This window comes from Streptomyces gilvosporeus, assembly GCF_002082195.1.
Lineage (GTDB): Bacteria > Actinomycetota > Actinomycetes > Streptomycetales > Streptomycetaceae > Streptomyces > Streptomyces gilvosporeus.
The window spans coordinates 7,571,305-7,597,653 of record NZ_CP020569.1 but is presented as its reverse complement, the minus strand read 5'-3'; the positions used below and the strand labels follow the sequence as shown (position 1 = coordinate 7,597,653).

At 70.9% G+C, this 26,349-nt stretch carries 25 protein-coding genes and 1 pseudogene; 17 read left to right on the top strand and 9 right to left on the bottom strand.

The window, feature by feature from the left end:
* Positions 1–38 precede the first annotated feature (38 nt).
* From B1H19_RS33595 to B1H19_RS33580, 4 genes are all read left to right on the top strand, one after another.
* The gene (locus B1H19_RS33595) at positions 39–956 is read left to right on the top strand and encodes a dihydrodipicolinate synthase family protein (protein WP_083108659.1); all 918 of its coding nucleotides are present in this window, start codon (positions 39–41) and stop codon (positions 954–956) included.
* Between the two features lie 85 nt (positions 957–1,041).
* A complete protein-coding gene (locus tag B1H19_RS33590) occupies positions 1,042–2,046 on the top strand; it encodes a proline racemase family protein (RefSeq protein WP_083110029.1) in 1,005 nt (334 codons plus the stop codon).
* Complete coding sequence (locus B1H19_RS33585; protein WP_083108658.1) at positions 2,043–3,431, top strand: aldehyde dehydrogenase family protein; 1,389 nt, start codon at positions 2,043–2,045, stop codon at positions 3,429–3,431. The genes B1H19_RS33590 and B1H19_RS33585 overlap by 4 nt, the downstream gene beginning before the upstream one ends.
* A gap of 55 nt (positions 3,432–3,486) precedes the next feature.
* The gene (locus tag B1H19_RS33580; protein ID WP_083108657.1) at positions 3,487–4,836 is read left to right on the top strand and encodes an alpha/beta fold hydrolase; all 1,350 of its coding nucleotides are present in this window, start codon (positions 3,487–3,489) and stop codon (positions 4,834–4,836) included.
* A gap of 22 nt (positions 4,837–4,858) precedes the next feature.
* On the opposite strand, the gene B1H19_RS33575 is transcribed toward B1H19_RS33580, so the two are convergent.
* A complete protein-coding gene (locus B1H19_RS33575; protein WP_083108656.1) occupies positions 4,859–5,683 on the bottom strand; it encodes a M55 family metallopeptidase in 825 nt (274 codons plus the stop codon).
* 97 nt (positions 5,684–5,780) lie between these two features.
* Positions 5,781–6,686: a LysR family transcriptional regulator gene (locus tag B1H19_RS33570; RefSeq protein WP_083108655.1), complete on the bottom strand. Its 906-nt coding sequence runs from the start codon at positions 6,684–6,686 to the stop codon at positions 5,781–5,783.
* A 100-nt stretch (positions 6,687–6,786) separates the two neighbouring features.
* On the opposite strand from B1H19_RS33570, the gene B1H19_RS33565 reads away from it, so the two are divergent.
* Positions 6,787–8,076: an MFS transporter gene (locus B1H19_RS33565; RefSeq protein ID WP_083108654.1), complete on the top strand. Its 1,290-nt coding sequence runs from the start codon at positions 6,787–6,789 to the stop codon at positions 8,074–8,076.
* Positions 8,077–8,195: 119 nt separating this feature from the next.
* Here B1H19_RS33565 and B1H19_RS33560 read toward each other — a convergent pair whose 3' ends face one another.
* Entirely contained in the window at positions 8,196–9,623 is a 1,428-nt protein-coding gene (locus B1H19_RS33560) for a serine hydrolase domain-containing protein (RefSeq protein ID WP_083108653.1), read from the bottom strand.
* 126 nt (positions 9,624–9,749) lie between these two features.
* Between B1H19_RS33560 and B1H19_RS33555 the strand changes: the two genes are divergently transcribed.
* Both B1H19_RS33555 and B1H19_RS40930 read left to right on the top strand, forming a co-directional pair.
* Positions 9,750–10,469: a TetR/AcrR family transcriptional regulator gene (locus B1H19_RS33555; protein WP_083110028.1), complete on the top strand. Its 720-nt coding sequence runs from the start codon at positions 9,750–9,752 to the stop codon at positions 10,467–10,469.
* A 129-nt stretch (positions 10,470–10,598) separates the two neighbouring features.
* Positions 10,599–10,799: pseudogene (locus B1H19_RS40930) on the top strand (dTDP-4-dehydrorhamnose reductase); the annotation flags it as partial.
* Between the two features lie 41 nt (positions 10,800–10,840).
* Here B1H19_RS40930 and B1H19_RS40125 read toward each other — a convergent pair.
* Entirely contained in the window at positions 10,841–11,110 is a 270-nt protein-coding gene (locus B1H19_RS40125) for an anthrone oxygenase family protein (RefSeq protein WP_418361490.1), read from the bottom strand.
* Between the two features lie 7 nt (positions 11,111–11,117).
* Positions 11,118–12,035 (bottom strand): LysR family transcriptional regulator, encoded by a 918-nt coding sequence (locus B1H19_RS33540; RefSeq protein ID WP_083108651.1) that lies wholly within the window; start codon positions 12,033–12,035, stop codon positions 11,118–11,120.
* 72 nt (positions 12,036–12,107) lie between these two features.
* Between B1H19_RS33540 and dapA the strand changes: the two genes are divergently transcribed.
* Together dapA and B1H19_RS33530 are read left to right on the top strand one after the other, a co-directional pair.
* On the top strand, positions 12,108–13,016 hold the full coding sequence (dapA, locus tag B1H19_RS33535; protein ID WP_083108650.1) for a 4-hydroxy-tetrahydrodipicolinate synthase: 909 nt from the start codon (positions 12,108–12,110) through the stop codon (positions 13,014–13,016).
* Positions 13,017–13,224: 208 nt separating this feature from the next.
* Complete coding sequence (locus tag B1H19_RS33530) at positions 13,225–13,968, top strand: class I SAM-dependent methyltransferase (RefSeq protein ID WP_083108649.1); 744 nt, start codon at positions 13,225–13,227, stop codon at positions 13,966–13,968.
* Positions 13,969–13,988: 20 nt separating this feature from the next.
* On the opposite strand, the gene B1H19_RS33525 is transcribed toward B1H19_RS33530, so the two are convergent.
* Positions 13,989–14,723, bottom strand: a complete 735-nt coding sequence (locus B1H19_RS33525) for an AfsR/SARP family transcriptional regulator (RefSeq protein ID WP_237289654.1) — start codon at positions 14,721–14,723, stop codon at positions 13,989–13,991.
* A gap of 452 nt (positions 14,724–15,175) precedes the next feature.
* Between B1H19_RS33525 and B1H19_RS33520 the strand changes: the two genes are divergently transcribed.
* The gene (locus B1H19_RS33520; RefSeq protein ID WP_083108647.1) at positions 15,176–16,606 is read left to right on the top strand and encodes an alkaline phosphatase family protein; all 1,431 of its coding nucleotides are present in this window, start codon (positions 15,176–15,178) and stop codon (positions 16,604–16,606) included.
* A 31-nt stretch (positions 16,607–16,637) separates the two neighbouring features.
* Here the strand turns inward: B1H19_RS33520 and B1H19_RS33515 are convergent, their stop codons facing one another.
* Positions 16,638–19,073 (bottom strand): helix-turn-helix domain-containing protein, encoded by a 2,436-nt coding sequence (locus tag B1H19_RS33515; RefSeq protein ID WP_083108646.1) that lies wholly within the window; start codon positions 19,071–19,073, stop codon positions 16,638–16,640.
* A 163-nt stretch (positions 19,074–19,236) separates the two neighbouring features.
* Between B1H19_RS33515 and B1H19_RS33510 the strand changes: the two genes are divergently transcribed.
* The 4 genes from B1H19_RS33510 (at position 19,237) to B1H19_RS33495 (ending at position 22,223) form a co-directional block, all read left to right on the top strand.
* A complete protein-coding gene (locus B1H19_RS33510) occupies positions 19,237–20,304 on the top strand; it encodes an AfsR/SARP family transcriptional regulator (RefSeq protein WP_083108645.1) in 1,068 nt (355 codons plus the stop codon).
* Positions 20,301–20,750, top strand: a complete 450-nt coding sequence (locus tag B1H19_RS33505) for a hypothetical protein (protein ID WP_083108644.1) — start codon at positions 20,301–20,303, stop codon at positions 20,748–20,750. The genes B1H19_RS33510 and B1H19_RS33505 overlap by 4 nt, the downstream gene beginning before the upstream one ends.
* A 104-nt stretch (positions 20,751–20,854) precedes the next feature.
* Entirely contained in the window at positions 20,855–21,631 is a 777-nt protein-coding gene (locus B1H19_RS33500) for a PE-PPE domain-containing protein (RefSeq protein WP_083108643.1), read from the top strand.
* Positions 21,632–21,671: 40 nt separating this feature from the next.
* Positions 21,672–22,223 (top strand): DinB family protein, encoded by a 552-nt coding sequence (locus tag B1H19_RS33495; protein WP_083108642.1) that lies wholly within the window; start codon positions 21,672–21,674, stop codon positions 22,221–22,223.
* A gap of 55 nt (positions 22,224–22,278) precedes the next feature.
* On the opposite strand, the gene B1H19_RS33490 is transcribed toward B1H19_RS33495, so the two are convergent.
* On the bottom strand, positions 22,279–23,451 hold the full coding sequence (locus B1H19_RS33490; protein WP_237289933.1) for an erythromycin esterase family protein: 1,173 nt from the start codon (positions 23,449–23,451) through the stop codon (positions 22,279–22,281).
* 163 nt (positions 23,452–23,614) lie between these two features.
* On the opposite strand from B1H19_RS33490, the gene B1H19_RS33485 reads away from it, so the two are divergent.
* Together B1H19_RS33485 and B1H19_RS33480 are read left to right on the top strand one after the other, a co-directional pair.
* On the top strand, positions 23,615–24,382 hold the full coding sequence (locus B1H19_RS33485; RefSeq protein ID WP_083110027.1) for a TioE family transcriptional regulator: 768 nt from the start codon (positions 23,615–23,617) through the stop codon (positions 24,380–24,382).
* 105 nt (positions 24,383–24,487) lie between these two features.
* On the top strand, positions 24,488–24,901 hold the full coding sequence (locus B1H19_RS33480; protein WP_083108640.1) for a hypothetical protein: 414 nt from the start codon (positions 24,488–24,490) through the stop codon (positions 24,899–24,901).
* A gap of 61 nt (positions 24,902–24,962) precedes the next feature.
* On the opposite strand, the gene B1H19_RS33475 is transcribed toward B1H19_RS33480, so the two are convergent.
* The gene (locus tag B1H19_RS33475; protein WP_083108639.1) at positions 24,963–25,850 is read right to left on the bottom strand and encodes an NAD(P)-dependent oxidoreductase; all 888 of its coding nucleotides are present in this window, start codon (positions 25,848–25,850) and stop codon (positions 24,963–24,965) included.
* Positions 25,851–25,899: 49 nt separating this feature from the next.
* Between B1H19_RS33475 and B1H19_RS33470 the strand changes: the two genes are divergently transcribed.
* Entirely contained in the window at positions 25,900–26,250 is a 351-nt protein-coding gene (locus B1H19_RS33470) for a winged helix-turn-helix transcriptional regulator (RefSeq protein WP_083108638.1), read from the top strand.
* The last annotated feature ends 99 nt before the right edge of the window (positions 26,251–26,349 follow it).

Below are 26,349 nucleotides of genomic sequence, written 5' to 3'. Positions count from 1 at the left end.
CATGCAATGTCACATAAGCCAGAAGGGATCCTTGCCCCATGACCACCACCTCCCCCGCCGCCTGGAGCCCCGACCGCCCCTGGCGCGGCATCATGGTCGCCACCGCCCTGCCGCTGCGCGACGACCTCTCCGTGGACTACGACGCCTACGCCGACCACGTCCGCTGGCTGATCGACAGCGGCTGTGACGGTGTCGTCCCCAACGGCTCCCTGGGCGAGTACCAGACCCTCACCGACGAGGAGCGCGCCCGCGTGGTGCGCACCGCCGTCGCCGCGGCGGGCGACGGCGCGCGGGTCATGCCGGGCATCGCCGCGTACGGCAGCGCCGCGTCCCGCCGCTGGGCCGAGCAGGCCGCCGAGGAGGGCTGCGGCAGCGTCCTCCTGTTGCCGCCCAACGCCTATCGCGCCGACGAGCAGGCCGTACGCGCCCACTACGCCGAGGCCGCCCGGGCCGGACTCCCCGTCGTCGCCTACAACAACCCCCACGACACCAAGGTCGATCTGACCCCCGCCCTGCTCGCCGGCCTCCACGGCGAGGGCGCGATCGTGGCGGTGAAGGAGTTCAGCGGCGATGTGCGCCGCGCCTACGAGATCGCCGAACTCGCCCCCGAACTGGACCTGTTGATCGGCGCCGACGATGTCCTCGTCGAACTCGCGCTCGCCGGGGCCGTCGGCTGGGTCGCCGGCTACCCCAACGCCTTTCCCGCCACCTGCGCCGCGCTGTACCGCGCCGCCGTCGCCCGGGACGTCGAGACCGCCCTGCCCCTGTACGCATCCCTGCACTCGTTGCTGCGCTGGGACTCCAAGACGGAGTTCGTGCAGGCCATCAAGGCGTCCATGGACCTCGCAGGCCGTCCTGGCGGTCCCACCCGGCCGCCGCGCCTGCCGCTGCCGTCCCCGATGGCCGCCGAGGTACGCGCGGCGACCGAGAAGGCCGTCGCCGCGGGACATCACTGACCCCGGCCGAACTCCCCTTCTCCCGAACGAACCCCGCAGCACCTCACGAACCCCGCGGCAACACAGAAAGGCGGTGTCGATCCCCATGCACACCCGCCACGTCTTCCACTCCGTCGACTCCCACACCGAAGGCATGCCCACCCGCGTCATCACCGGCGGCATCGGGGTACTCCCCGGCGCCACCATGGCGGAGCGCAGGCTCCACTTCATCGAGCATCTGGACCACTTGCGCACCCTGCTGATGTACGAGCCGCGCGGGCACGCCGCCATGAGCGGCGCCATCCTCCAGCCCCCGACCCGCCCCGATGCCGACCACGGGGTCCTCTTCATCGAGGTCTCCGGCGTGCTGCCGATGTGCGGCCACGGCACTCTCGGCGTCGCCACCGTCCTCGTCGAGACCGGCATGGTGCCCGTCGCCGAGCCGGTCACCACCGTCCGCCTGGACACCCCCGCGGGGCTGGTCGCCGTCGACGTACGCGTCGAGGACGGCCGGGCGAAGTCCGCCACCCTCACCAACATCCCCGCCTTCTGTGTCGCGCTGGACCGCACGGTGAAGGTGCCCGGCTACGGCACGGTCCCCTACGACCTCGCCTTCGGCGGGAACTTCTACGCGTTCGTCGAACTCGACGCCCTGGGGCTGCCGTACGACCGCGCCCGCAAGGACGACCTGCTCGCCGCGGGGCTCGCCGTCATGGACGCGGTCAACGCCTCATCCGACCGGCCCGCCCACCCCACCCAGCGCGAGATCACCGGCCTCAAACACGTCTACCTCGCCGCCCCCGGCTCCGACGCACACCGCTCGCGGCACGCCATGGCCATCCATCCGGGCTGGTTCGACCGCTCGCCGTGCGGCACCGGCACCAGCGCGCGGATGGCACAGCTGCACGCCCGCGGCGCCCTGCCGCTGCACCGCGACTTCGTCAACGAGTCCTTCATCGGTACGCAGTTCACCGGTCGGCTCACCGAGGAGACCGAGGTCGGCGGGGTGCCCGCGGTCGTGCCGCGCATCACCGGGCGCGCCTGGATCACCGGCACCGCCCAGTATTTCCTCGACCCCGACGATCCCTTCCCCGGAGGTTTCCTGCTGTGAACGATGCCCCTCCCCCGGTCGTCTCCCGCAACCCGGCCGACCCGTCCGACATCCTCGTCCACCTCCCCGCCCCCGGCGCACCGGCCGCCCTCAACGCCGTCGAGCGCGCCCGCGCCGCCCAGCCCCGCTGGCTGCTGGGCGGCGCGGCGGCCCGCGCGCACGCGCTGGGCGCCATCGCCGCCGGCATCGAGGCGGCTGCGGACGAACTGGCCGCGCTGGCCGTGCGGGAGGTGGGCAAGCCGGTCACCGAAGCCCGCGCCGAAGTAGCGCGCACCGTCGCGATCTGGCGGTACCACGCCCAGGCCCCGTACGAGCCCACCGGCTCCGTCCACGAGACGGCCGCCGGCCCCGGGCTGCTGCTCACCCGCCGCCGCCCGCACGGCGTCGCCGGTCTCATCACCCCCTGGAACTTCCCCTTCGCGATCCCCAGTTGGAAAGCCGCCCCGGCACTGGCGACCGGCAACACGGTGGTCCTGAAACCCGCACCGGAGGCCACCGCCTGTGCCCAGCGCCTGGCGGAGATCATCCAACGAGCCGTCCCCGCGGGGGTGTTCACCGTGCTGCCCGGCGGCGCCGCCGAGGGCAACGCCGTCGTCTCGGCCGCCGATGCCGTCTCCTTCACGGGCTCCACCGTCGTCGGCCAGCTGGTCACCCGTACCACCACCGCACGCGGCATCCCCGCACAGGCCGAGATGGGCGGGCTCAATGCGGCGATCGTCCTGCCGGACGCGGACATCGACACCGCGGCCGCGCAGATCGCCTCCGCGATCGCCGGCTACGCGGGCCAGAAGTGCACCGCCACCAGCCGGGTGATCGCGGTGGGCGCGGCCCTCGGCCCGCTGCGCGAGGCGCTGGCCGAGCAGCTGCGGGCACTCGCGGTGGGCGACCCCGCCGATCCGGCCACCGTCTGCGGCCCCGTCATCAGCGAGCGGGCCCGCGACCGCGTCGTCGAAGCCCGGCGGACCCTGCCCGCCGTGGCCGCCGCCCCCGTACCCACCGGGAGCGACGGCTGGTACGTGGCCCCCGCGCTGGTGACGGACATACCCCTCGGCCATGTCCTGCGGCGCGAGGAGGTCTTCGGCCCGCTCGCCGTGCTGCTCACCGCCGACGGCCTGGACGAGGCGGTGCGGATCACCAACTCCGTCCCCTACGGCCTGGTCACCTCCGTTCACACCGCATCGCTCGACGAGGCCCTGCACGGACTCGACCACCTCGACACCGGCATGATCCGCGTCAACGCCCCGTCCACCGGCGTCGACTTCCACCTCCCGTTCGGCGGCACCAAGGCATCCAGCCGCGGCCCGCGCGAACAGGGCCGCGCCGCCCTGGACTTCTACACCTCGGAGCGCACGTACACCCTGAATCCCGCACGTCGCATAACGTGACCTGATGCCCAGATGAGAGTTCCCCCGACTCACCAACCCTCGCAGACTCATCGACATGAACCCCTCCTACGCGACCGTCGATCACCTCTTCACAGTGCCGCTCGACCACACCACCCCCGGCGGCGAAACCCTCCAGGTCTTCGCCCGCGAGGTCGCCGACCGCTCCCGTGTCGACGAGGAACTGCCGTGGCTGCTGTATCTCCAGGGAGGTCCGGGCGGCAAGTCCCCCCGCCCGTCGGCCGCGTCACCCGGCTGGCTGGCCCACGCGGTGAAGACGCATCGCGTCCTGCTCCTCGACCAGCGCGGAACGGGCCGTTCCACCCCCGTCACGGCAAGATCAGCCGCCCGTTTCCGTCAACCGTCCCAACTCGCCGCCCACCTGGCCCACTTCAGAGCGGACTCGATCGTCGCGGACGCCGAGCTGATCCGCCGCGAACTGTGCGGCGACACCCCCTGGGAGACCCTCGGCCAGAGCTACGGCGGCTTCCTCACCCTCACCTACCTCTCCCGGGCCCCGGAAGGACTCAAGGCGTGCTACGTCGCCGGCGGCCTGCCCGGCCTGTCCGCCACCGCCGACGACGTCTACGCCCGCACCTATCCGCGGGTGGGCGACCGGGTCCGCGACTTCTACGCCCGCTACCCCGAGGACGCCCGGCGCCTGCGGCGCATCGCCGACCTGCTCACGACACAGGACATACGCCTGCCCGACGGCGACCGCCTCACCGTCCGCCGACTGCGCACCCTCGGCCTGCTGCTCGGCATGGGCGACGGCTTCGAGCGCCTGCACTGGCTGCTCGACGAGGCCCTCTCCCACACCGGAAACGGAAACGGAACACCCGACGCCGCATCGACCGACGCCGAATCCACCAAGACCGCATGGACCAACCCCACATCGACCGACACCGCATTGACCGACACGTTCCTCTACCAGGTCATGTCCCTGACCGGCTTCACCGACAACCCCCTCTTCGCCGTCCTCCAGGAATCCCTCTACGGACAAGGCGCCGGCCCCACCGCCTGGGCAGCCTCCCGCGCCCTGCCCACCTTCCCCGACTTCACCGAGGACGCCGACCCCCTCCTCCTCACCGGCGAAATGATCTACCCCTGGATGTTCGACGACATCCGCGGCCTGCGCCCCTTCGCCCAGGCCGCCGACCTCCTCGCCCAGCGCACCGACTGGCCCCCGCTGTACGACCACGCCCGGCTCGCCTCCAACACGGTCCCACTCGCCGCGGTCGTCTACCACGACGACATGTACGTGGACGCGACCCTCTCCCTGGAAACCGCCCGCACCATCGGCGCCTCCCGCGTCTGGGTCACCAACGAGTGGGAACACGACGGCCTCGCCGCCTCCGGCGACCGCGTCCTCGCCCGCCTGATGGCCCTGGCAGGGGGGCGGGCGTGACGAACCGGCACGCAGCGCCCCCTCACTCCGCAATGCCCCGCGTCAGCAGGACGGCCATGACAAACCTGCGGTAGAGCCGGATCGGGTCCTCGTCCGTCAGCTGGACGGTGACGGCGTCGGCGCGTTCGACGCCGTTGATCCAGGTCGCCATCTCCGCAAGGTCGGGGTTGCGGAAACGTACGGTGAGCGTGGCCGGCAGCGTGATGTGCGGCGGGGTGGACTGCGGCAGGGTGCGGACGGCGTTGTGTGCGGCCTGGCGGATCAGCTCGCGGGCCTCGGTGGGGTGCAGACTGTCCGCGGCGAACCGGGATACCGAGGACTTGACCACGGCGCTGTGAATGTCCGGGCAGAACGGCTTGATCTCGGCGTCCGTCGTATCGTCCCCGGTGATCAGCAGCACCGGGACTCCGTGCCCCAGCGCCACCAGCGCATTGATGCCGCTCTCGCCCGCGGTGACGCCGTTGAGGAGCACCTCGCTGATCGCGCGGGGGTTGTAGGTGTGCGAGAGGGTTGCCGGCGCGCCCGCCATGGAGCCGTGGTACGAGACGAAGAAGACGGCGTCGAACGACGGGTCCAGGCCCTGCATCATGTACAGGGGTTTGTGCCGGCCGGACAGGTAACGCGCCCGGCCCGCCAGGGTGTCGGGGCGCAGGTTCGCCATCGTCGAGTGCGAGTCGTTGACCAGGAACTCGGTCGCGCCGCCCTCCATGGCTCCCTCGATGGCGGCGTTGACCTCCTCCTGGAGCAGGCCCCGGTAGTAGGCGTACTCAGGTTCGGTGGGCCGGCACTGCGACCAGTCCACGACTCCTGCGGTGCCCTCCATGTCGGACGAGACAAAGATCTTCACGGCGGCTCCAGGTGTGCGGTGCTGCTCCGCCACACGGCGGACGAGTTCACCGTTCCCTACCGCAGCGACGCCGAGTCCATCCACAGCCGGCCCGACATCAGCCCGACCAGAGCCTGCTCTCGCGCGCCAAGGCCACCGTCAGGGCACGGAAGATACGTACTTCGGGATGGGTGTCGGTGACGCGGGTGGCGAGAACGCTGTGCGCACGAGGAGCGTCGAGCACCGGTACGTAGCGTGCGCCGGGCCACGGGTAGTAGCGGGCGAAGGAGTGCAGACCCGAGCCGGCGCCGCGGCCGGCCGCCACGCTGGTGAGGACGTCCTGAGGGGTGAGGGCGTGATCGGGTGCGCGGTGCTCGCCGGCTTCGAAGTACAGGTAGTCGGTGAAATTGCGCGGGGTGTGCCGGGGTACCTGAAGATAGGGCAGGTCGATGACGTCGGCCACGTGGACACCGGTTTTGGCGGCGTCGGCGAGGGGAGAACGGGCGTGGACCGCCACGATCCGCTGTTCCGTGGTGAGAATGTCCACCTCGATGCCGTCGGCTTCGAAGGCGGGTCGGACGAATGCCACGTCCACCCGGTCCTCGCGCAGCGCGCTGATGTGCTCGGTGAAGTTCAACTGGACCAGTTCCAGCGGGACTTCGGGGCGCGCGCGGCGGAAGGCGTTGACGGCGGCCGGGGTGACCTCGGCCGAGCCGTGGCCCATGATGCCGACCCGCAAGGGGCGGGCCGCCGCCGGTGGAGCGAGGCCGGCCTCGGCCACGTCCTCGACGGCCGCATTGGCCGCGGCGAGCAGGGCGCGGGCATGGGAGGCCAGCCTGCGTCCGGCGACGGTCGGCACGACCGGGCCGTTGCCGCGGTCCAGCAGCCGGGTACCGAACTCCCGCTCCAGCTGTTGTATGTGCAGGGTGACGGCGGCCGGTGACAGGAAGAGCCGGGCGGCCGCCCGGCCGTAGTGTTCCTCCTCGACCACCGCCAGAAAGGAGGACAGCTTTCGCAGATCCATACCGGCCACGATACGACCGCTCCGCGCCTGGTCACGAGGGCGTTCAGGATTCCTGAACGGGGGCGGCGCCGGGCACCGCCCGACCCGTACAACGGTCGGCATGAGCACGCACGCCACCTCGGCCAGGTCATCGGCCGCCGCCACCCCCACCCCGCAGACGGACTCGGGCACCCCCACACCCATATCCCCACCCCGGCACTGGCTGAGGGCAGGTTGGGTGATGACGGCCTCCGGCTGGAGCGCCAACCAGTTCTCCGCCCTGCTGGGTTCCTACCGCAGCGAGCTGGGCCTGACCACCGCCGACACGACCGCTCTGTTCGGCATCTACGTGCTGGGGCTCATCCCGGGTCTGCTGCTGGGCGGGCCGCTCGCCGACCGGCGGGGCCGTCGCCCCGTCGTCTTTCTCGCACTGGGCACGTCGGCTCTGGCCACCTGTCTGCTGATGCTCGGCCCCGCCGCCTCCGCCTTCCTGTGGCCCGGACGTTTCCTGACCGGCATCGGCGCGGGCGCCCTGCTGACGGCGGGCGGCGCATGGGTCAAGGAGCTGTCCACGCCCCCGCACGGCACCGCCCCCCATCCGGGGGTGGCGGCCCGCCGTTCCGGCCTGTTCCTGTCCACCGGCTTCGCGACCGGCGGCCTGGCCGCCTCCCTCATCGCCCAGTGGGCACCGCACCCCATGGTCACCGCCTACCTCCCGCATCTGCTCCTCTCCGCCATCGCGGCGCTCTGCGCCGCCCGCGCCCCGGAATCCTCTCCGGCTCACCCGGGCGGCACGGCCTCGGCCGCTCCCGCTCCCGTCGTGCAGCGGGAGCGGCGCGCCTCAGCGGCCGAGTTCCGTCGGCTGGTCGCTCCCGTGGCCCCGTGGGTGTTCATCGCCCCGGCAGTGGCCTTCGCCACGCTGCCCGGCCTGATCGACGCCGATCTGAAGGGCTGGCAGACCGTTTACGCCGGTGTGATCACCGCGGTCACGCCCGGCGCCGGCATCCTTGTGGCGCCGCTGGCACGTTCGCTCGCCGCCCGGCATCGCCTCGCCACCGGCGCCGTCGGACTGGCCGCCGTCGCCCTTGGACTGCTGATCGCCGCGTTCGCCGCGGCACAGACCCAGCCCGTGGTCGCCCTGATCGCGTCGATGGTGCTCGGTGCGGGCTACGGCCTCTGCGTCGCCTACGGCCTCACCGAGGTCGCCGCCCTCGCCCCGAGCCACCGGCTGGCGCGGCTGACCTCGTACTTCTGGGCGCTGGCCTACCTGGGTTTCCTCGCCCCGTACGTGATCACCCTGTGCACCGGGGTCTTCTCACCGCCCACCGTCCTCATCGGCGTCGCCGTGCTGGCCGTGTTCACCCTCGTCGCCCTCGCCTACCGCGGCACCCGTCGGGCGCAAGCGCACTGACCCCGAACCCGCGGCGGAGGGCGAGCGCCCGGGACCGGCCACGGCGGGCGGGCCGGCGGACACCCCGCGGCCGGGACCGCCCGCAGCGAGCGGCCCCGCAGCCACCCCCGCGCGCCGGATCACGACGATGCTTCCACGACCCGCTTGAAGAGCCGGCCGGCGAGATCGACGCCCACGACCGCGCCCGAATCGTCGCGGGAGAAGTAGCCGCGCTGCCCCTTGAGGCCGCCTTCCGTGATGACGTACTCGTCACCGTCACCGTCACCATCACCATCACCGTCGCCGGGAAGGAAGCCGATGGCCGCGGCCGGGTAGCCCGGAGGCATCTCCTCATCCGATGCCGCGCGGATCTCCGGCTTGATATCGACGGCCAGGGTGAGGCGCGTGCCGTCGGTGGCGAAGTCGAGGGTCATGGCGTCGATCTCGTAGCGGCCGACGACCTGCCGGGCCCGCCCCTCGTCGTACGCGACCGGCTCGGCCTCCTGCTGGGCGACGCCCAGATAGTGCTGGAGCGCCCACTTCACGACGGACTGGTTGACGGAGTAGCCGTCCGGCCCGGCGTTGGCCAGGGAGACCACCGCGAAGTTGCGTTCCGGCACGATGAGGAGTTCGGCGAACTGGCCGTTGCCCGAGCCGCCGTGCCCGATCCCCTGGACGCCGTCCAGGTCGTGCAGGAACCAGCAGATGCCCAGGCCGTCCCCGAGCGAGCTGGCGCGCAGCCGGACCGTCCGCTCCCGCATGCGGTGCAGCGCCGAGGCGGGCAACACGCCTTCGCCGTCGCCGAGTTGGAAACGCGCCCAGCGCAGCAGATCGCTCACCGAGGAGGCGAGGCCGCCGCCGGGGTTGTCGGCGCGCGCACCTTCCTTGAACGCGCCCCACGGCCGGGCGGCCTGCGGTTCGCCGTCCTCGCCGGGGTTGTGGCCCACCGCGAACTTGCGGACCATCACCTCGGTCAGGCCGTAGACGGTGTCCGACAGGCCCACCGGCTCCAGGACGAGGGAGGCCATGGCCTGCTCGAAGGGCAGGCCGGTGACCTTCTCGATGATCCGGCCGGCGAGGTTGTATCCGGCCTGGCTGTACGAGGCGCGGGCACCGGGCGGGGCGATCAGCGGCAGCTCGGGCAGCTTCGCCACGAGCCCGGTCAGCGAGCGGTCGCCCTTGCCGTCGTCGATCAGGTTCCAGTCCAGGCCCGCGGTGTGGTTGAGCAGATTCAGGACGGTGATCTGCGCCGCGGCCTGCTCGTCGGCGAGCCTCAGCTCGGGAACGTAGCGCCGCACCGGCGCGTCCAGCTCCACCTTCCCCTCCGCGACCAGGCGCATCAGCGCGGTCGCCGTGAAGGTCTTGGACACCGACGCCAGATGGAACAGCGTCTTCTCGTCGACCGGCAGCGGGTTGCCGAGGCTCGTCACACCGTGCGACGCATAGATCTCCCGACCGTCGCACAGCACCCCGACGGCGACACCGGGAACCGCGAACTCCTTGGCCTGCGCCTCGACGAACCGCGACAGCTTCTCCTGCAACTTCCCCTGCGAGTTCTCCTGCAACATCGCTTCCCCTCCTGAGACTTGAACTAAGTACGAGTGCGGATACGAGAGGGAGCGTAGACGACTACTTGAACAAAGTGCAAGACTCGACGGGAACTCGATGAACTAAGTTCAACTAGGGTGGTGGCCATGCCGAGAGACACGCTGACCACAGAGCGGATCGTCCAAGCAGCCATCGAGCTGCTGGACGACGAGGGGCTGGACGGCCTCAACATGCGTAGCCTGGCCAAACGGCTCGGCTCGGCCGCCACGGCCGTCTACTGGCACATCAAAACCAAGGACGACCTGGTCCGGCTCGCGGCCGATGCGCTCTGGTACGAGATCGAGCAGCCCGATCTCGACGCCACGGACTGGCGTACGGCCGCCACCCTCCAGGCCACCGGCATGCACACCATGCTCACCCGGCACCCCTGGCTCGGCCAGGCATTCGGCAGCCACCTCATGCACGGCCCGGGCAAGGCCCGCCACGACGACCTCAGCCTCGCCCTCTACGAAAAGGCCGGCTTCACCGCCGACGACGCGGACCGGGCAGCCGCCACCGTCCTCACCTTCGTGCTCGGCAGCGCACTCGGCCCCGCCGCGGAGGTGTCGCTGAAGCGCCGACTGAGCAAGAACGGCGCAGACGCCGAGCAGTTGATGACCGACGCCATGGCGCGCGCCACCGAAACCGCCCAGCAATACCCGCGGCTCCGCGCCCGCCTCGGCACCCCCGCCGCCTCGCAGTACGCGGCAGCGCCCGACAACACCTTCACCTTCGGCCTCCACGCCATCCTCGACGGCTTCGAGACCCGCCTCACGACCGAACGCACAGGTCAGCGCGAGCACGGGGCCCGACCTGGCAAACCATGAACATCCTGATCGTGGGCGGCAGCGGTTTCCTGGGCCGCGAGTTGACCCGACAGGCATCGACAGCCGGGCACGCCGTGACGGCGACGTTCGCCACCCGCGTCGGCGATATCGCCGGGATCCGCTGGCTGATCAGATGCCATCAACCGTCACGAACTCGGCGTCCTGATCGCCGACCGCGATGCGTTGAACGCCTCCCTGCTGACCGCCGGTTGCCGCGCCGGCGCCGGATTCCCGGGGGCGTTGGACGTCCGTTTGGACAGTACGCGGACGCAGCGCACCCTGCGCACCACGCTGCGCGGCGCCCGCGACTTCCTGCGTCGCGGGCGCTGATCCGTACCGCCTTCCACGAAATCCCCGGCCTTGCCGGGGCGTCACGCCCTGCCGGTGACCAGCGGGACGAATGCGGTGATGATGACGCCGACGCGCACGTAGTGGAGCCGGTCCCAGCGGCCGAACTGCTGCTTCCGGTCGGCCGGGACGCTGCCCTGGGTCCACTGGGCGACGCGGGAGTTGATCGGGACGAGCAGGGCGATCGACATGAGCACGCTGAGGACGAGCAGGGCGGTGGCGGTGACGACGAGGCCCGCGCCCGCGTCGCCGGTCTCATCGACCACGTCCTGGCCAGTGGTCGCCAGGGTCATGACCTGATCATGCCAGGTGGGAGCCGGCGTTCTCGGTCCTCTGAAGTTCCGCCAGCACGGCGTGGATCGCCGGGCTGGCATGGGCGCTGTGCCGCCAAGCCGCGTGCACCTCGCGCTTCGGTGGCCGTCGCAGCGGCCGGACGACGAGATCGTCTCTCAGGGGCGGGCGGGCGAGGCGCGGGATCAGGGCGATGACCTCGCCGGAGGCGACCAGCGACAGCTGCGTGGAGAAGTCGTCGATCAGATGGCGCACATCGGGGTCCTCGGGCAGATCCGCCACGAGCCGTCGGAACCACTGGTAACACACCGTGCGGGGCGGACTCGTCGCCCATGCGTGGCCGGCCAGATCGTCACTGGTCAGTGGCAGGTCGAGGCGGGCGAGGGGATGTGTCCGATGCATGACGACATCGCCGACGTCGGTGTGGATGCGGCGCTGGGTCAGCGACGTCGGCAGGTGGACGGGCAGCCCGTCGGCGTCGTGGAGGAGGGCGAGGTCGGCGCTGCCGGTGTCGACGTCGTGGAGGGCCTGGTCGGGCTCCTGTTCGGTGATGTGCATACGGAGGTCCGGGCAGCGCGTCGACACCCGTTCCATGATGGGCGCGAGCAGCCCGCGGATACCGGTCGAGAAGGACACCACGCGCAGCGTCCCGCGCGGCGCGCCCTCCGCGACGGATCGGGCCGACTCGGCGCAGCGCTCCAGCGCATGGAACACGTCGGGTGCCGAGTCGACGAGGGCCTGTCCGGCCAGGGTGAGGACGACCCCGCGTCCCGCGGGCGCGAGCAGGGGCACGCCGACCTGTCGTTCCAGCCTCTTGATCTGCTGTGACACGGCCGAAGCGGTGAACCCGAGATCCTCGGCCGCCCGCGCCAGCGTCCCGAGAGCGGCAACCGACCGCAGTGCCCGCAGGGCCCCGACATCAATCATGAAGCCAGGCTACGCAGTACAGGCAAAAAAGCATCGGTAGACCGAAGGTATCGCTCGGGGCAGGATCGCACCATGACCGACCAACCACTCCCCGCCGACCTGCTCTTCGGCTCCAACCTCGTCGCCATGGCGACCCCAATGCAGCCCGACGGCGCGATCAGCGCACCAGGGCTCGTCCATCTCGTCGACCACTTGCTGGCCACCGGGTGCGACGGCCTCGTCGTCGGTGGGACCACCGGCGAGTCGCCCACGCTGACCGAAGCCGAGTCGGCCCGGCTCGTCCGCACCGTGGTGGACCTGTCGCAGAACCGGGCCCGGGTGATCGCCGGTGTCGGCACCTACAACACGGACGAAAGCGTGCAGCGCGCCCGCGAGGCCGAGGCCGCGGGGGCGGCTGCCCTGCTGCTCGTCTGCCCCTACTACTCCAGGCCGACGCAGGCCGGCGTGGTGGCCCATTGCGTGGCGGTGGCCGACGCCACCGAGCTGCCCGTGATGCTCTACGACGTCCCGGCGCGCACCGGCATCGCCATGGAAGCGGCCACGCTGATCGAGCTCTCCGGCCACCCCCGGATCCGGGCGGTCAAGGACGCCAAGGGCGATCTGTTCGAGGCGATGTCCGTCATGGATCGCACGTCGCTCGCCTACTACTGCGGTATCGACGAGCTCAACCTGCCCTACCTCGCATGCGGCGCCACCGGCGTGGTCAGCGTCGTGGGCAATGTCGTCGCCGACCGCAACGCCGAGCTCATCCGAGCGGTCCGCAGCGGCGACCTCGATGCGGCGAAGGCCGTCCAGGCGTCGCTGCTCCCCTTGACGGACGCCATCATGCGCACCTCGCAAGGCGCCATCATGGCCAAGGCCGCGCTGGCCGAACTCGGTATCATCCCGCACCCGACCGTGCGCCGTCCGCTCCTGGAGCCGCTGCCGCCGCACCGCCGGCGACTCACGGACGCCCTGGCCACCGTCGCCGTGCCTGCGTGATCGCACCACTTCCGGGCGCCGGAGCGGGTGTTGGGTGATACGAGGCTGACCCGGCCAACTCTTCGTGCCATCTGCCAGTACGGCGGTCCGGGCAGGGCGGAGCAGACTTTCCGCCACGACCCGACCCGGCAAGCCTCCGCATCCGGAGGCCCGGCCGGCGTGGCCGCGTACCGGACGAAGCAGGATGAAACACACGAGGGGGAAGCACATGAGCGTGCAGCAGTACGACGAGATCGGCGAGGCATTCGAGGGGTTCAAGGCCCTGCCGCTGATGCAATACGGAGAGGTACCGAGCTTCCTGGGCATGGTCGGGGATGTGAGCGGCAAGTCGGTTCTCGACCTGGCGTGCGGCACCGGTTTCTACAGCAGGGAGTTCAAGCGGCGCGGCGCCACGGACGTGTTCGGCGTCGACATCTCCGTCGAGATGATCGCCGCCGCGCAGGAGATGGAGAAGCGTGACCCGCTGGGCGTGCGCTACGAGGTCGGCGATGTGGCCGAACTGCGGCCGCTCGACCGGCGCTTCGACGTCGCACTGGGCGTGCAGTGTCTCAACTACGCCGAGGACATCGCGCAGATGGAGCGGATGTGCCGCAACATCCACCGAAGTCTGGTGCCGGGCGGTGAGTTCTTCGTGCTCGCCCAGAAGCCCGACTACCGGTTCGACAATCCGTCCCTGCACAAGTACGGCTTCCTCTGCGAGCCGACCGGCGAGGAGATCGAGACGGGTCCGCTGGAGCGGGTCACGGCGCTCCTCGACCCGCAGCCGATCACCATCGTCAGCACGGCCCCGCGCCGCGAGGTCTACGAGCAGTGTCTGCGGGCGGCCGGGTTCGGTGCGGTGGAATGGGTTCCGCTACAGGTGTCCGAGGCCGGCATCCGCGACTTCGGCAAGGACTTCTGGGCGGACCTCCTCGCGAACCCGCCGCTGGAGATGTTGCGGTGCCGTGCCTGACCGGTTGACCGGCCGGACCCTCACCGCACCGTGAGAGCGCTCCGGCCGGGCACCAGGCCGCGCAGCCGTGTGGTCGGGGACAGGCCCAGCTCGGTGTGGAGGCGTCGGGCGTAGCGTGCGAAGTCCCGCATCGCCTCTGAGGGGTTGCCCTCGGCCAGGTGTGCGCGGATCAGGCACGACTGGCTGCTCTCGCGCAGGGCGTCGGCGCGGATCGCGGCGTGGGCGGCAGCGACCGCATCGGCGTATCTGCCGGCCGCCGTGAAGGCGTCCGCGAGCCTCTCCAGGGCGTGTATGCGCAGCTGGCGCCAGTCCTCCGCCTGCAATATGGCCCAGTCGTCGTACCAGCCGGGCAGCAGGTCCAGCGAGAGCTCCTCGACCGCGTCGGCCGACACGCGCCAGGTCTCCTCTCCCGGGCCCTGGAGTATCCGGTGGGCCAACCGCTTGGCCTGGTGGAGGTCGACGCTCACGTTGCGGGCCAGCCGGACCTCGCCCGGGCCTACGTCGAGTGCCGACCTGCCTACGCAGTGCAGGCGGGACAGGGCGGACCGCAGGCTGGCGTGGGCGCGGTGCTCCGGGGCGTCCGGCCACAGTGTTCCGGCTATCAGGCCCCGGGGCACGGCTGCCCGGCAGCACAGCGCGACGAACGCGAGCAGCCGTTCCGAGCCGGACGGGAGCTGCACCGAGCGGCCGTCGACCATCAGGTCGAAGCCGCCCAGCACGACGAGATGTGCGGCCTCGGCGTCTGTACCGGCCACACCACACGTACCGTCCGGCCAGGTCACGGCAGGACGCCAGCCGTCCCCCGCGGTCGCTGCCGCCGGGGCCGCGCCGCGACCGACCCTGTTCTGTATCGCCATCGCCGCAACCGAACCCCTCGGCTGTGCACGTCTCTACGTCTTCATTTTGCGGCGCCGGGCGCGAGCTGTCGAAATATGCCGTGGGCAGCGGCGCGCATTCCGCCGCACCGCTGTGACCAGGTGATCCGTGGGCCGCATTCGGTGCGGGGCAGGGGGCCGAGCCGACGATCGAGCCGGCGGTACGGCTCGGGGCATATGCCGTCGCGTCGTCGTCACGTCGCCGTCACGCCCGCCGGCCAGAGTGAAAGGAGAGGTCTGCGACCGTTGCACACGGTTGGAGGAGAGATGTCGCGTATCAGAATCCAAGTGACCGATGAGAGTACCGCCCTGAAGTTCCGGGGGAGGTTGTGATGGCTCACGGAAGCCGGCTCTCAGCCATGGAGCACCTCGTGGTGCTGATGCTGGAGAATCGCTCGTTCGACCATCTGCTCGGGTTCCTCTACACGAACCAGAACAACGTCGCCCCCTCGGGGCAGCCCTACGAAGGGCTGACCGGCACGGAGTCCAACCCCGACAAGCAGGGGCAGCCCGTCAAGGTCAGCCAGATCCTGCCGACGGATGCGCATCCCTACTTCACCCCGGGCGCGAATCCGGGCGAGGGCTACAAGCCGACCAACGCACAGCTCTTCGGCTCGATCACCGCGCCGTCACCACCGACGGCGACGATGGACGGCTTCGTCACGAACTTCGCCGACACGTTGGTCCAGCGAACCCAGCAGGCACAGCACAGTCCGCCCGGTCACCGGCCGACCATCATCCCGGGCACCACCGACGGCGACATCATGCGCTGTCACACCCCCCAGAGTCTGCCCGTCCTGGCCGCCCTGGCCCGCGGCTACGCCGTCTGCGACCACTGGTTCAGCCCGGCGCCGACCGAGACGATGCCGAACCGCGCGTTCGCCTGCGCCGCCACCAGCCAGGGACACATGGACGACCACACCCACACCTTCACCTGCCCGAGCATCTTCGGCCTGCTCAGCAAAAACAATCTCGACTGGAAGGTGTACGGCAACGTCAGTGATCCTCTGACCAGGGGAAACTTCCCCGATATCCACAGCGCCTCCGCCAACCACTTCGGCGTGTTCACCGACTTCCAGGCCGCCGCCCGGACGGGAGCACTGACCACCTTCACCTTCCTGGAGCCCAGTTGGAGCGCCACCGGAAGCAGCGAGCACCCGGTCGACGACGTGGCCAAGGGCGAACAGCTCATCCAGCAGGTGTACCGCACCCTGCACGACAGCCCGGCCTGGGAGAAGACGCTGTTGGTCATCACCTACGACGAACACGGCGGATGTTACGACCACGTTCCTCCCCCGGCCACGGCCACGCCGCCCGGGGACGGCACCGCAGGCGAGTTCGGCTTCGACTTCGCCCGGTTCGGCGTCCGGGTGCCGGCCGTGCTGGTGTCCCCGCTGATCGACCAGGGCATCGTGTTCCGCGCACCCGCCAACGCGGCTCCGCTGGATCACACCAGCGTCCTCAAGACCCTCGAAGAACGCTGGTCGTTGCCCTCGCTCACCAAGCGGGACGCCGCCGCCACCGGCCTCGGAGACGTCCTCACACGCACCGCACCCCGCACCGACGACGTCCTCGCGCATGTGGCCGCACCGGCAGCGGCGGCGGTCAACCCGTCCGCCGGCGAGATCTCCCATCTCCAGGAGATCCACGCCGACCTCGTCGCCCGCCAACTCGTCCCGGGCGCACGCGAGCTGTACCGGCCGCTCCCGACCGAGGCCACACCGGAGGCGTACGAGGAGTTCATCCGCGCCCACACCGAATGATCCGGATGACCCGGATGACCCGGCCGCGCCGTCACGTCGGCGCGGCGGGCCCCGGTTCGGTCGGCCGTTCCGCGACATGGGGTGGCCGATAGGAGCGGGCGAGGTGGTGTTGCAGGCGGGCGTGGCGGAATTGGTAGACCGCGCCGGCCTGACGGAGCACGCCCCGCTGGTAGGCGTCCTCGAGGAACGTGACGAGGGACCAGGGCAGTCGGCCGGTCAGCGGCAGCCAGAAGCGGGAGAAGACCGCCCATTGGCCCCAGGCGGTCAGGCTGAGCGCGTAGCCGAGGGCGCCGCCGAGACCGCTGATGACGCCCAGTTTCAGCGCGGCCGAGAGGTTCCAGACGAGTGGGCCCATGATCGCCGGCAGGGGCCGGATCACCGCGCCGGAACCGAAGCCGACCAGGAGTCCGAAGACGGGGGCCCAGAGGAGGAACTGGACGGCGACCGTGCGACAGTTCGTACGCAGCAGGCTGACCGGATTGACGGCGGACCGGATGTCGAGAGGGGTTTCGAAAAGGGCCAGCAGGCCGAAGGCGGGGCCCGCTCCCAGCGCGAAGACGAGGCCGTAGATGATGCCGTCGCCGAGGCCGATGGTCAGGGTGATCGCAGGGCCGACGTGGTGGACGACGCCGTTGAGCACGCCGCGTACGAAGCCGTAGCCGAGGCCGAAGACGAGCCCGCACAGCAACCCGATTCCCAGTCGGAGGAGGGCTCTCCGCGCGGTCGCCGCTTCGCCGCCGAATGTCCGCGCGCTCCGGCCGGACGTCCGTGTGTATCGGCCGGATGTCCGCATGGAGCGGCCGGATATGCGCATGCGCACACCTGATGGCTGCACCGCCACGTTCTTGGCCGCGACCATGAACCAGTACGCGATCCCGAACATGAGCCCGGAGAGCAGCCCGGCCACCAGCCCGTCCGTGAGCTGGTACGAGAGGGAGTCGAAGAGGGTGCCGACGACGCAGTCGACGAGCCCGATGGTCAGAGCGATCACCAGCGCGGTCACCAGCGTGCGCGTGGTGCGGCGAAGCCCGCAACCGAGCCGCCACCACTCCAGGTTGGGGGTGTCCAGCCGGGTCAGGTGGTGGGCGAGGTAGCCGAGCCAGTACTGGGCGCGTTCCGGGTCGTAGGTGCGACGCGGTCTGCTGTCCGGGCGGGGCTCGGGCCGAGGGCGGTAGACCGTGGCGGTGAAATTGTCGAGGAGATGGTCCTCCAGCTTCTCGGCGCTGCCGAATCGCCGGGTGTCCAGGAGCGAGGCCGGGTCGCCGTCGGGGGTGTCGCTGTAGACGGCGCGGGCCAGCGTGACCATCAGCGGAGTGGACAGCACCGCGGCGAGGTTGGCACCGGCCTGGCTGTGCGGCCGATCGCGCAGCTCGTGCAGCACCGGGTCCCAGGCGGTCGCCGCGGGGGACCCACCACGGGCCTTGCGCGTGGTGCGCGGCAGGTAGTCGGCCAGATCGCTCAGGGTGAGATCGGTCAGGTCCACCGCGGCGGCGGAGGTGAGCACATCGGTCTCCGCCACGGCCGCGGCGTACTCGGCCGGGCGGCTCGTCAGCAGCAGGGAGAGGGTGGTGGCGTTGAGTGCCTCCAGCGCGGGACGGCGCAGACCGCTGGCGATCTCGTCGAAGCCGTCCAGCACGGGGAGCACACGGCCCGTCTCGACCAGCGTGGCGGCCAGACTCGACCCGCCGGGTCCCGGGGCGGCGAGCCCGGGGTGATCGCGCGTCAGTTGCGCGGTCAGCCAGTCCCGGAAGGTGAGGGCGGTGGGATCCCATGAGCCCACGCTGAAGATCACCGGTACGGCTTCGGTGCGGGCCCTCGACTTCAGGTGGTCCAGGACGAACCGCACGGCGAGAATCGTCTTCCCGGAGCCGGAGCGGCCCAGCACCACCAGCCGTCCGGACGGGATGCGCCGGTAGACATCCACGATCTCGTCCAGGCGCCCGCTCAGGTCCAGCGGACCGGGCGTGGCCCCGGCGGGCAGCCGGCGGATGTTGGCCCAGTGGTCGGTCAGTTCCTCGGCAACCGGCCGCCAGCGCACCGGCAGCGGATAGGGGTCGTGGACCTGCCGCTGCTCCTCCTCGTGCTGCCAGCGGGCGGCCGTCACATGTGCGAGCTGGTCGGCGACGTCGGCCAGGGTTTCGTACAACGCCGAGCGCGGCTGCTCCGGTACCGGTTCGACGCGGTCGGCCGCGGCGTCCGCGTCGTCCGCCTGTTTCCCCTCCCCGGTCCGGTTCCCCTCCCCGGTCCGGCGGATGGCGGCCGCCAGCAGTTCCTCGCGTTCGTCGGGGCTCAGCCCGAGGGCGTCGGCGAGCAGCCGCACCGTGGTCACCCTGGGGTCGGCGCGCTCCCCCGTCTCCAACCCGCGGATGGTGCGCACGCCCACTCCGGCGCGCTCCGCCAGGGCCTCCTGAGTCATCTGCGCCTGGTGCCGCAGCTGTCGCAACAGCACGTTGAACTCACTGGTCACAGGTCACGACCTTCCCCCCGCCATATGGTCTTTCCCCTGGTGAGGGACTCTAGCGCGGCCACCGGCCGGATACGGCCGGTCCGCTGGCCTGTCCGTCGGCCGCCGCCGGGGCCAGCGTCGACGGCATCCGCCAGACCGACCACTCCGGAGCCCAGGAGCCGCGATGCCGACGACCGCCACCACCGGCCAACCGCCCGTCACCACCCTCACGCCTCAGGAGCGCGAGATGCTCCATGCGGTCGGCCGTGGCCTGAGGGACGCCGAGATCGCCGCCGCCCTCGCCCTGCCCGAGGACGCCGTGGCCGGACGCCTCGCACGGGTCCTCGGCAAACTCGGGCTGCGCGACCGGGCCGCCGCCATCGTCCATGCCTTCGACTGCGGACTGGTCGCCCCGAGCCACGGACCCGGCACGCAGGCGGCAGGCCCGGTACCGCAGCCCGCCCGCCGGACGCGCGAACCGCACTGGCGCATCTCCGTGCTCGGACCGTTGCAGGCATGGCGCGACGGACGGCCCGTGGACCTGGGGCACCTCCGTCAGCAGGCCGTCCTGGCAACGCTGGTGCTGAGTCCGGACCGGACGGTCAGCCGGCAGAAACTGCTCGACGCGGTGTGGGGGCTGGAGCCGCCGATGACGAACGTGGTGCCGGTGTACATCTACCGGCTGCGCGGGATCCTGCGCAGCCGGGACGGTGCGGACGCGGTGATCCGGAGTGACCGGTGCGGCTACCGGCTGGCCCCGGGCGCGGTCGAGGTGGACGTGGCGTGCATGGAGGAACTGGTCACCGCGGCCGGGAGGGCCGAGCGGGCCGGTGAACTGGCCGAGGCGGTACGCCTCTGCGCCCAGGCGCTGGACCTGTTCCGCGGGGAACCCCTGTCCGGTCTGCCCGGGCCGTTCACCGAGCTGGAACGGCTGCGCCTCACCGAGCGCAGGATCGCCCTGGTGCAGCGGAAGCTGGACTGGCAGCTGCGGCTGGGCCGGCATGCCGAGGTGGTGGCCGAGCTGTGGGCCCTGGCCGCGGCCCAGCCCCTGAACGAAGCCATCGCCGCGATGCTGATGCGCGCGCTGTACCACGGAAGCCGACAGGCCGACGCATTGGCGGTGTTCGATCGCACCCGTCGCCGTCTGGCCGACGACCTGGGGGTGCCGCCGGGTCAGATGCTCCGGCAGACGCACCAGATGATTCTTCGCGGCCACGACGCGGGCCTCGGCCTCGCCCGTACCAGGCCGTGACCCGTCCGACACCGCGCTCGCGCCACGACGAACTGCTGCTGGCGAGGATCTCCGCAGCGGCCGGCCGCGAGCGCATCGGCAGGCGGCGTGCCACCTACGCGGGTGTCGCGCAGTCGACCCACGCACCTCCCGCGCCGGTCCGGTGGCTCCGGGGCCTGCTGGCCTTCGCCCGATGCGGTCGGCCCTCCGCGTCGAGGAGCGCGGAGGCGCGGCTGGACCTGTACGAGCACGGGCTGACGGTGGCGGTCAAGGGACGGATCCATGTGGTCCGCTACGCCACCACCGCCGCGTTCCAGGAGAACACCCCCACCGCTCGCATCTACACGCTCACCGACGTCGAGGGGAAACGGATCGTGCTGATCGGCAGGCCGGGGGACAGCGGCGCGGAGGAATGGGGGTCCGAGATCAGACGGGCCCTCACTCATGCGTCGGAGACATCCGACTGACCCGCGCATTCGTCGTCATTTCATCGCCATTCCAACCGGCGTGGCTAACGTCAACGCACAGCACAGCAGTTGTGTGCCGGCCGACTATGAGGAGAAACCGAACGATGAAGCAGGCCCGCAGAGGGAAGAAGGCGATCGGAGCCGCCGGTGCGACGGCGGCCATGGTGGCCCTCACCGCCGCCGCGCCCACCGTTGCCCACGCGGCTCCGGTGCACCACTACTACCTGGAGGTCGGCGGCACGGGCTCGGCGGCGTCCGCACCCGACTGCACCAGCACCTACGGATTCGCCAACAAGCACCTCGACGGCGGCATTCCGGTACCGGTCTGCTATCCGGCGAGCGCCGGCCCCTGGCTCAACGGCCACAACGCTCCGGACGCCACCGCACCGAGCTTCGATGCCAGCGTGCGCGAGGGGTACAAGAATCTGCTGGCCGCCGCCGAGGACACCTACCACCGCGATCCGGGCGCCCGTTTCACGATCGTCGGCTACTCCCAGGGCGCGCAGGTGGCCGACCAGGTGCTGGCGACGATATCCGAGGGCGGTACGGACATACCTCGCTCGCAGGTGAACGGCATGCTGTACTCCGACCCCATGCAGCCCGACACCGGCATCTGGGCCCGCGTTCCGAAGGGTTGGAGCGCCCTGGGATTCACGTCCACGGGCGCCGGCCGGACGAAGTTCGACGGCGTTCCGGTGCAGCGCTTCTGCATCCGCACCGACCTGGCGTGCGACGCCACCTCGCTCCAGTCCATTCCCGGGTTCCTCAACCAGCATCCCAAGTACTGGCAGGACGGCAACGTCATGACGCAGACCATCGGCCACGACGGCGGTGACGGAGTCGTCTGGTACGAGCCCGACGGGCGCGTGCGGACCTCGTAACCGACGGGCGCGGCCGGGTCATGCCCTGCATGATGCGGGCATGAAGATTCCCGACCGACGGATCGAACTGTTCACCGGCACCGGCAGCGGGGACCGGTTCAGCGGCCCCGCGACCGGTGACGAACGGAGCATGCTGGTGGCCATGCTGGACGCCCAGCGCGCCACCCTGAGGCTGAAGTGTGCCGGTCTGGGACCGGAGTTGGCCCTGCGATCCGTGTCCCCGTCCTCGCTCTCCCTGCTCGGCCTCGTGCGTCACCTCGCCGACGTGGAGCGCCGCTGGTTCCGGGCGGTGCTCGCCGGGCAGGATGTCGAGCTGCGCTTCTCCTCCCCCGACGTCCCCGAGGGCGACTTCGACGGCGCGGCTCCCGGCCCCGAGGTCGTCGAGGCGTCCTGGGCGGCCTGGCACGCCGAAGTCGCCTTCGCGGAGACGTTCGTCGCCGAGGCGTCGCATCTGGACATCGAGGGTCACGACCCTTGGCGGGGCACGGTCTCCCTGCGCTGGGTGCTCGTCCACATGATCGAGGAGTACGCCCGTCACAACGGGCACGCCGATCTGATCCGCGAACGCATCGACGGAGCGGTCGGGGTGTGACCCTAGGGTCCTAGGGTCTGTCCGATGGGTCAGGGCCGGGCCCCTCGGACAGACCTCAACCGCGCTGTCCCGGGACGTCCTTGACGAACACGATGCCGTCGGTGCCTTCCAAGTGGGCCGGGTCGTACGGGGCGTAGCCGAACCAGGGGGACACGCGGGGCGCGGGCCGTGTGTCGCCGAGGGTGGTGGCCAGCCGCGGGGTGTCGAGGACGCAGCGGTCCTCCGGGAGCGCGTACAGGAGTCCTTCGAGGGTGTCCGGCGGCGGCGTGTCCACTCCCTGGTGCCGGATCGTGCCCAGGGCCGTGGCAATGAAGGCGTACTCCTCGCCGAGCCGGTCGCTCACGAGCGCACCGGCGCTCCACCACTCCAGCCGCGTCCCGCCCATCCGCATCGAGCTCTTCTCCCGCTGGAGATGGCCGTTGTGGGCGTGGACGAGTACCGGGTCCCGTTCGGCGAGGGCGAGGAGGTTGTGGGCCATCATCAGATCCCGCTGCGCGCACAGCCGGGTCAGGCGGGCCGGTGAGGTGTCGGCCATCCAGTGGTGGTAGCCCAGCAGGCCGGTCGCGGTGCGCCCGTACAGGCGCGCCCGGTCCCAGTCGTCCCGCGAGGTCGTGGCGCGCAGATGTGGTGCCTGCATGTCGAGCAGCGCCACCAAGTCATCGGCGAGCAACCGGAGTTGGCGGGCGTCGTCCGACTGCCCCACGGACTGGGCCGGGTCCATCATCACGGCGGGATCGGTCCACCGGTCGTCGGCGCCGAGCAGGCGGTCGAGGGTGTGCGCGGTGCAGGGCAGCAGCTCCGCGTCCACCCGGGCCGCGAGATAGCCGTGGAGTGCGGTGAGGGCCTGCCGGGGGCTCGCGGCGGCGGCCATCTCCAGCGGGCCGTCGAAACCGGCGAAGCGGAGCCGCTCGGACGCGGGCCGGCCGTCGTTGTCGACGCGGATGTTGTGGGCGCGCATCCAGCGCACCAGTTCGCGGTTGGCCGCGGACGCGCCCCACCCGTGGCTGAATCCGCGCTCCATGACCTCGTCGAGGGTGCCCGTACCCGAGGTGACGTAGTCGTCCACGACCAGGCCCGCCATGCAGTCGCTCTCGATCGTGAGGGTCCGGTAGCCCTCCTCCTCGACGAGCTGCCGGAAGAGTTCGTTGCGCAGGTCGAGCAGGGTGTCCTCGCCATGGGTGGGCTCGCCCAGGGCGAGCAGCCGCGGCCGGGCCGGGAGCAGCCTCATGACGGCGGCCGCCTCGACGGCATGGGTGGCGCCCTTGATGTCAGCAACCCTGATGTCAGCAGCCTTGATGTCGGTAGCTCGTGGCTTGATGCCTTCAACGCTCATGCCTTCAACGGTATCGTTGAACCTTCAGTGGAAACTTGTGCTCGATATCGGCAGGACCATGGGACGAAACCTTCAAAACGGTGAACGGCTCCGGCCGGTTGATCTGGCGCGCGGGCACGGTCTGTCCACGCAGGCGATCAGGAACTACGAGGAGGCCGGCATTCTCCCGGCGGCCGGTCGTACACCCCACGGCTACCGCGTCTACACGCCGCTGCACGCGGGAGCCCTGCGCGCGTTTCTCGCCCTGGTGCCCGGCCACGGGCACCAGACGGCGACGTCGATCATGCGGGCGGTGAACGAGGACGCGGTCGACGATGCCTTCCGCCTCATCGACGAGAGCCATGCCCAGCTCCTCGACGACCGGCGGACCCTCCGGGCCGTGGAGAGCGCCCTGGGCGACCTGGGCCCCGCCCCGGCGTCCGAACCAGGCGTGAAGTCCGAACCCGGCAGGGGGTCCGCGCCGGCCGCGGCGTCCGCGCCCGGCGGCACGTTCATCGGGCCGCTGGCGGGGAAGCTCGGCATCCGGCCCGCGACGTTGCGCAAATGGGAGCGCGCCGGCCTGGTACGCCCACAGCGCGACCCGCTGACCGGGTACCGCGTCTACGACGAGGCCGACGTACGGGACGCCCACCTGGCCCACCAACTCAGGCGGGGCGGCTACCTGCTGGAGCAGATCGCCCCGCTGATCGCCCAAGTACGGGCGGCCGGCGGCCTGGAGCCGCTGGAGGCCGCACTGTGCGAATGGCGCGGCCGGTTGTCGACCCGCGGGCGCGCGATGCTGACCGGGGCCGCGGAGCTGGAGGCGTACCTCCGTAGGCGCGGATGAGACGTCGGTCGCCGGCGCGGGCTCAATATCGGTGCGATATGCGTCTTTCGTAGCTTCCTTCCGCTAACGCGTCACAGCACAGCCACGACGAAAGGACGCAACGCCATGCGCAAGCTCACGGCCGTCGCCACCGCGACCGCCGCTACCGCGCTCACGCTGGCCATCGGTGCGGGCACCGCCTCCGCCGACGACTCGGTCATGACCAAGCCCTGGAACGAGAGTGTCAGCGGCGCCAGCGGCTCCGGCACGATCAAGACGGTGTGGGGCAAGGACGGCGGCAAGGTGACGGCGACCGGCAAGCTGAAGGTCACGGCCGCCAAGGGCTGCTACACGATCTCGGTCGGCGTCGCATTCATCGGCAAGCCGAGGGGTCCCGAGATCTGGCACAAGGCGCCGCAGAAGCAGTGCGGCCCCGGCACGATCGACGTGACCGCCACCCTCCCGCCGAACCAGTTCTGGGACGGGCCGTGGGTCGAGATCTGCAAGGACGGCGACGACAGCCGCGCCTGTAAGTCGTAACGGCGACCGGCACGGTGTGGGGAGGGATCCCTGCCGAGTCCCTCCCCACACCGACGCCTCCTCAGCGACGGCCGAGAACCTCGGCGATCCGACTGAACCCGTCCGCACCATGGCCCAGTCCGACGACGCGGCGGGCCATGCCCTCGGCCGCGCGCATCACACCGGCCTCGATGCCATGGGCCTCGGAGGTGTGGACGATATGGGCCATGGACGACACCGCGGAGGTGAGCGGGTTGCCCTCTCCGGAGAAGCTCTCGCCGTCCACGTCCTCCGCGGTCTGTTCGAAGAGCGGCGGGAGGATCGCACCGATGCCCTGGGCGAACGGCGCCAACTCCCGCGCGGTGATGCCTTCCGCCCGCGCCACTGCCAGCGCGTGCGCATAGCCGGCCATCGCGGTCCAGAAGATGTCCAGCAGCGCGATGTCGTAGGCCGCCGCCCGGCCGATCTCCTCGCCGAGGTGGGTGTGGGTGCCGCCCAGTGCGTCCAGCACCGGCCTGTGCTGTTGGTAGAGCTCCTCCGGGCCGGCGTGGAGGAACACCGCGGCGGACGTCCCGATGGTCGTGGTCGGCGTCATGATGGCACCGTCCAGGTAGCGGATCCCGTGCCCGGCGGCCCAGTCCGCCGTGTCCCGAGCCCGGTCCGGGGTATCGGCGGTCAGGTTCACGACCGTGCGTCCCTTGAGCGCATCGGCGACCGCGTCGCCCCGCAGAACGGCGTCGGACGCGTCGTAGTTCACCACGCAGACCACGATCAACCCGCTCGCGGCGACCGCCTCCGCCGCCGATCGGGCACCGACCGCGCCCCGTTCGACCAGCTCACGGTCCTTGCCCGGGGTCCGGTTCCAGACGGTGGTCCGCAGTCCCGCGTCGAGGAAGGCGCCGGCCAGGGACCGCCCCATCGGCCCCAGACCGAGCACGGTGACGGCAGACTGTTCGGAGTGCATGGACATGGTTGAACTCCCTTGGAAACAACGACAAAAGATTGGAAAAGGGGCGAAGATGACGCGCAGTCGTGCCCAGGACCCGAACGTCTGTGGAGTGACCGCCGCGATCGCCGTGATCGACGGCAAGTGGAAGACTCTTCTGCTCTGGCTACTGGAGTCCGGACCGCAACGCCCTGGTGAGCTGCGTCGACAGGTGCCGGGCCTCAGCGAGAAGGTGCTGACCCAGGCGCTCCGTGAGATGGAGACGGACGGACTGGTGCACCGGGAAGTGCATGAGGTGCTGCCGTTGAAGACCGTGTATTCCCTGACCGACTTCGGCAGAGAACTGTCCGAGGCGCTCGCCCCTCTCTCCGACTGGGGCCACCGCCGCCTCCAGAGACTCGCGAAGGACCGGACGGCCTCCTGATGTGCCTCACCTCTCCCCTGCCCGTCCTGTCCGTTCTACGCAATCGCGCGGCCCGTCGATCGCCCGGAACCAGCTTCTCCTCGCGGTCGCGCGCTGCCA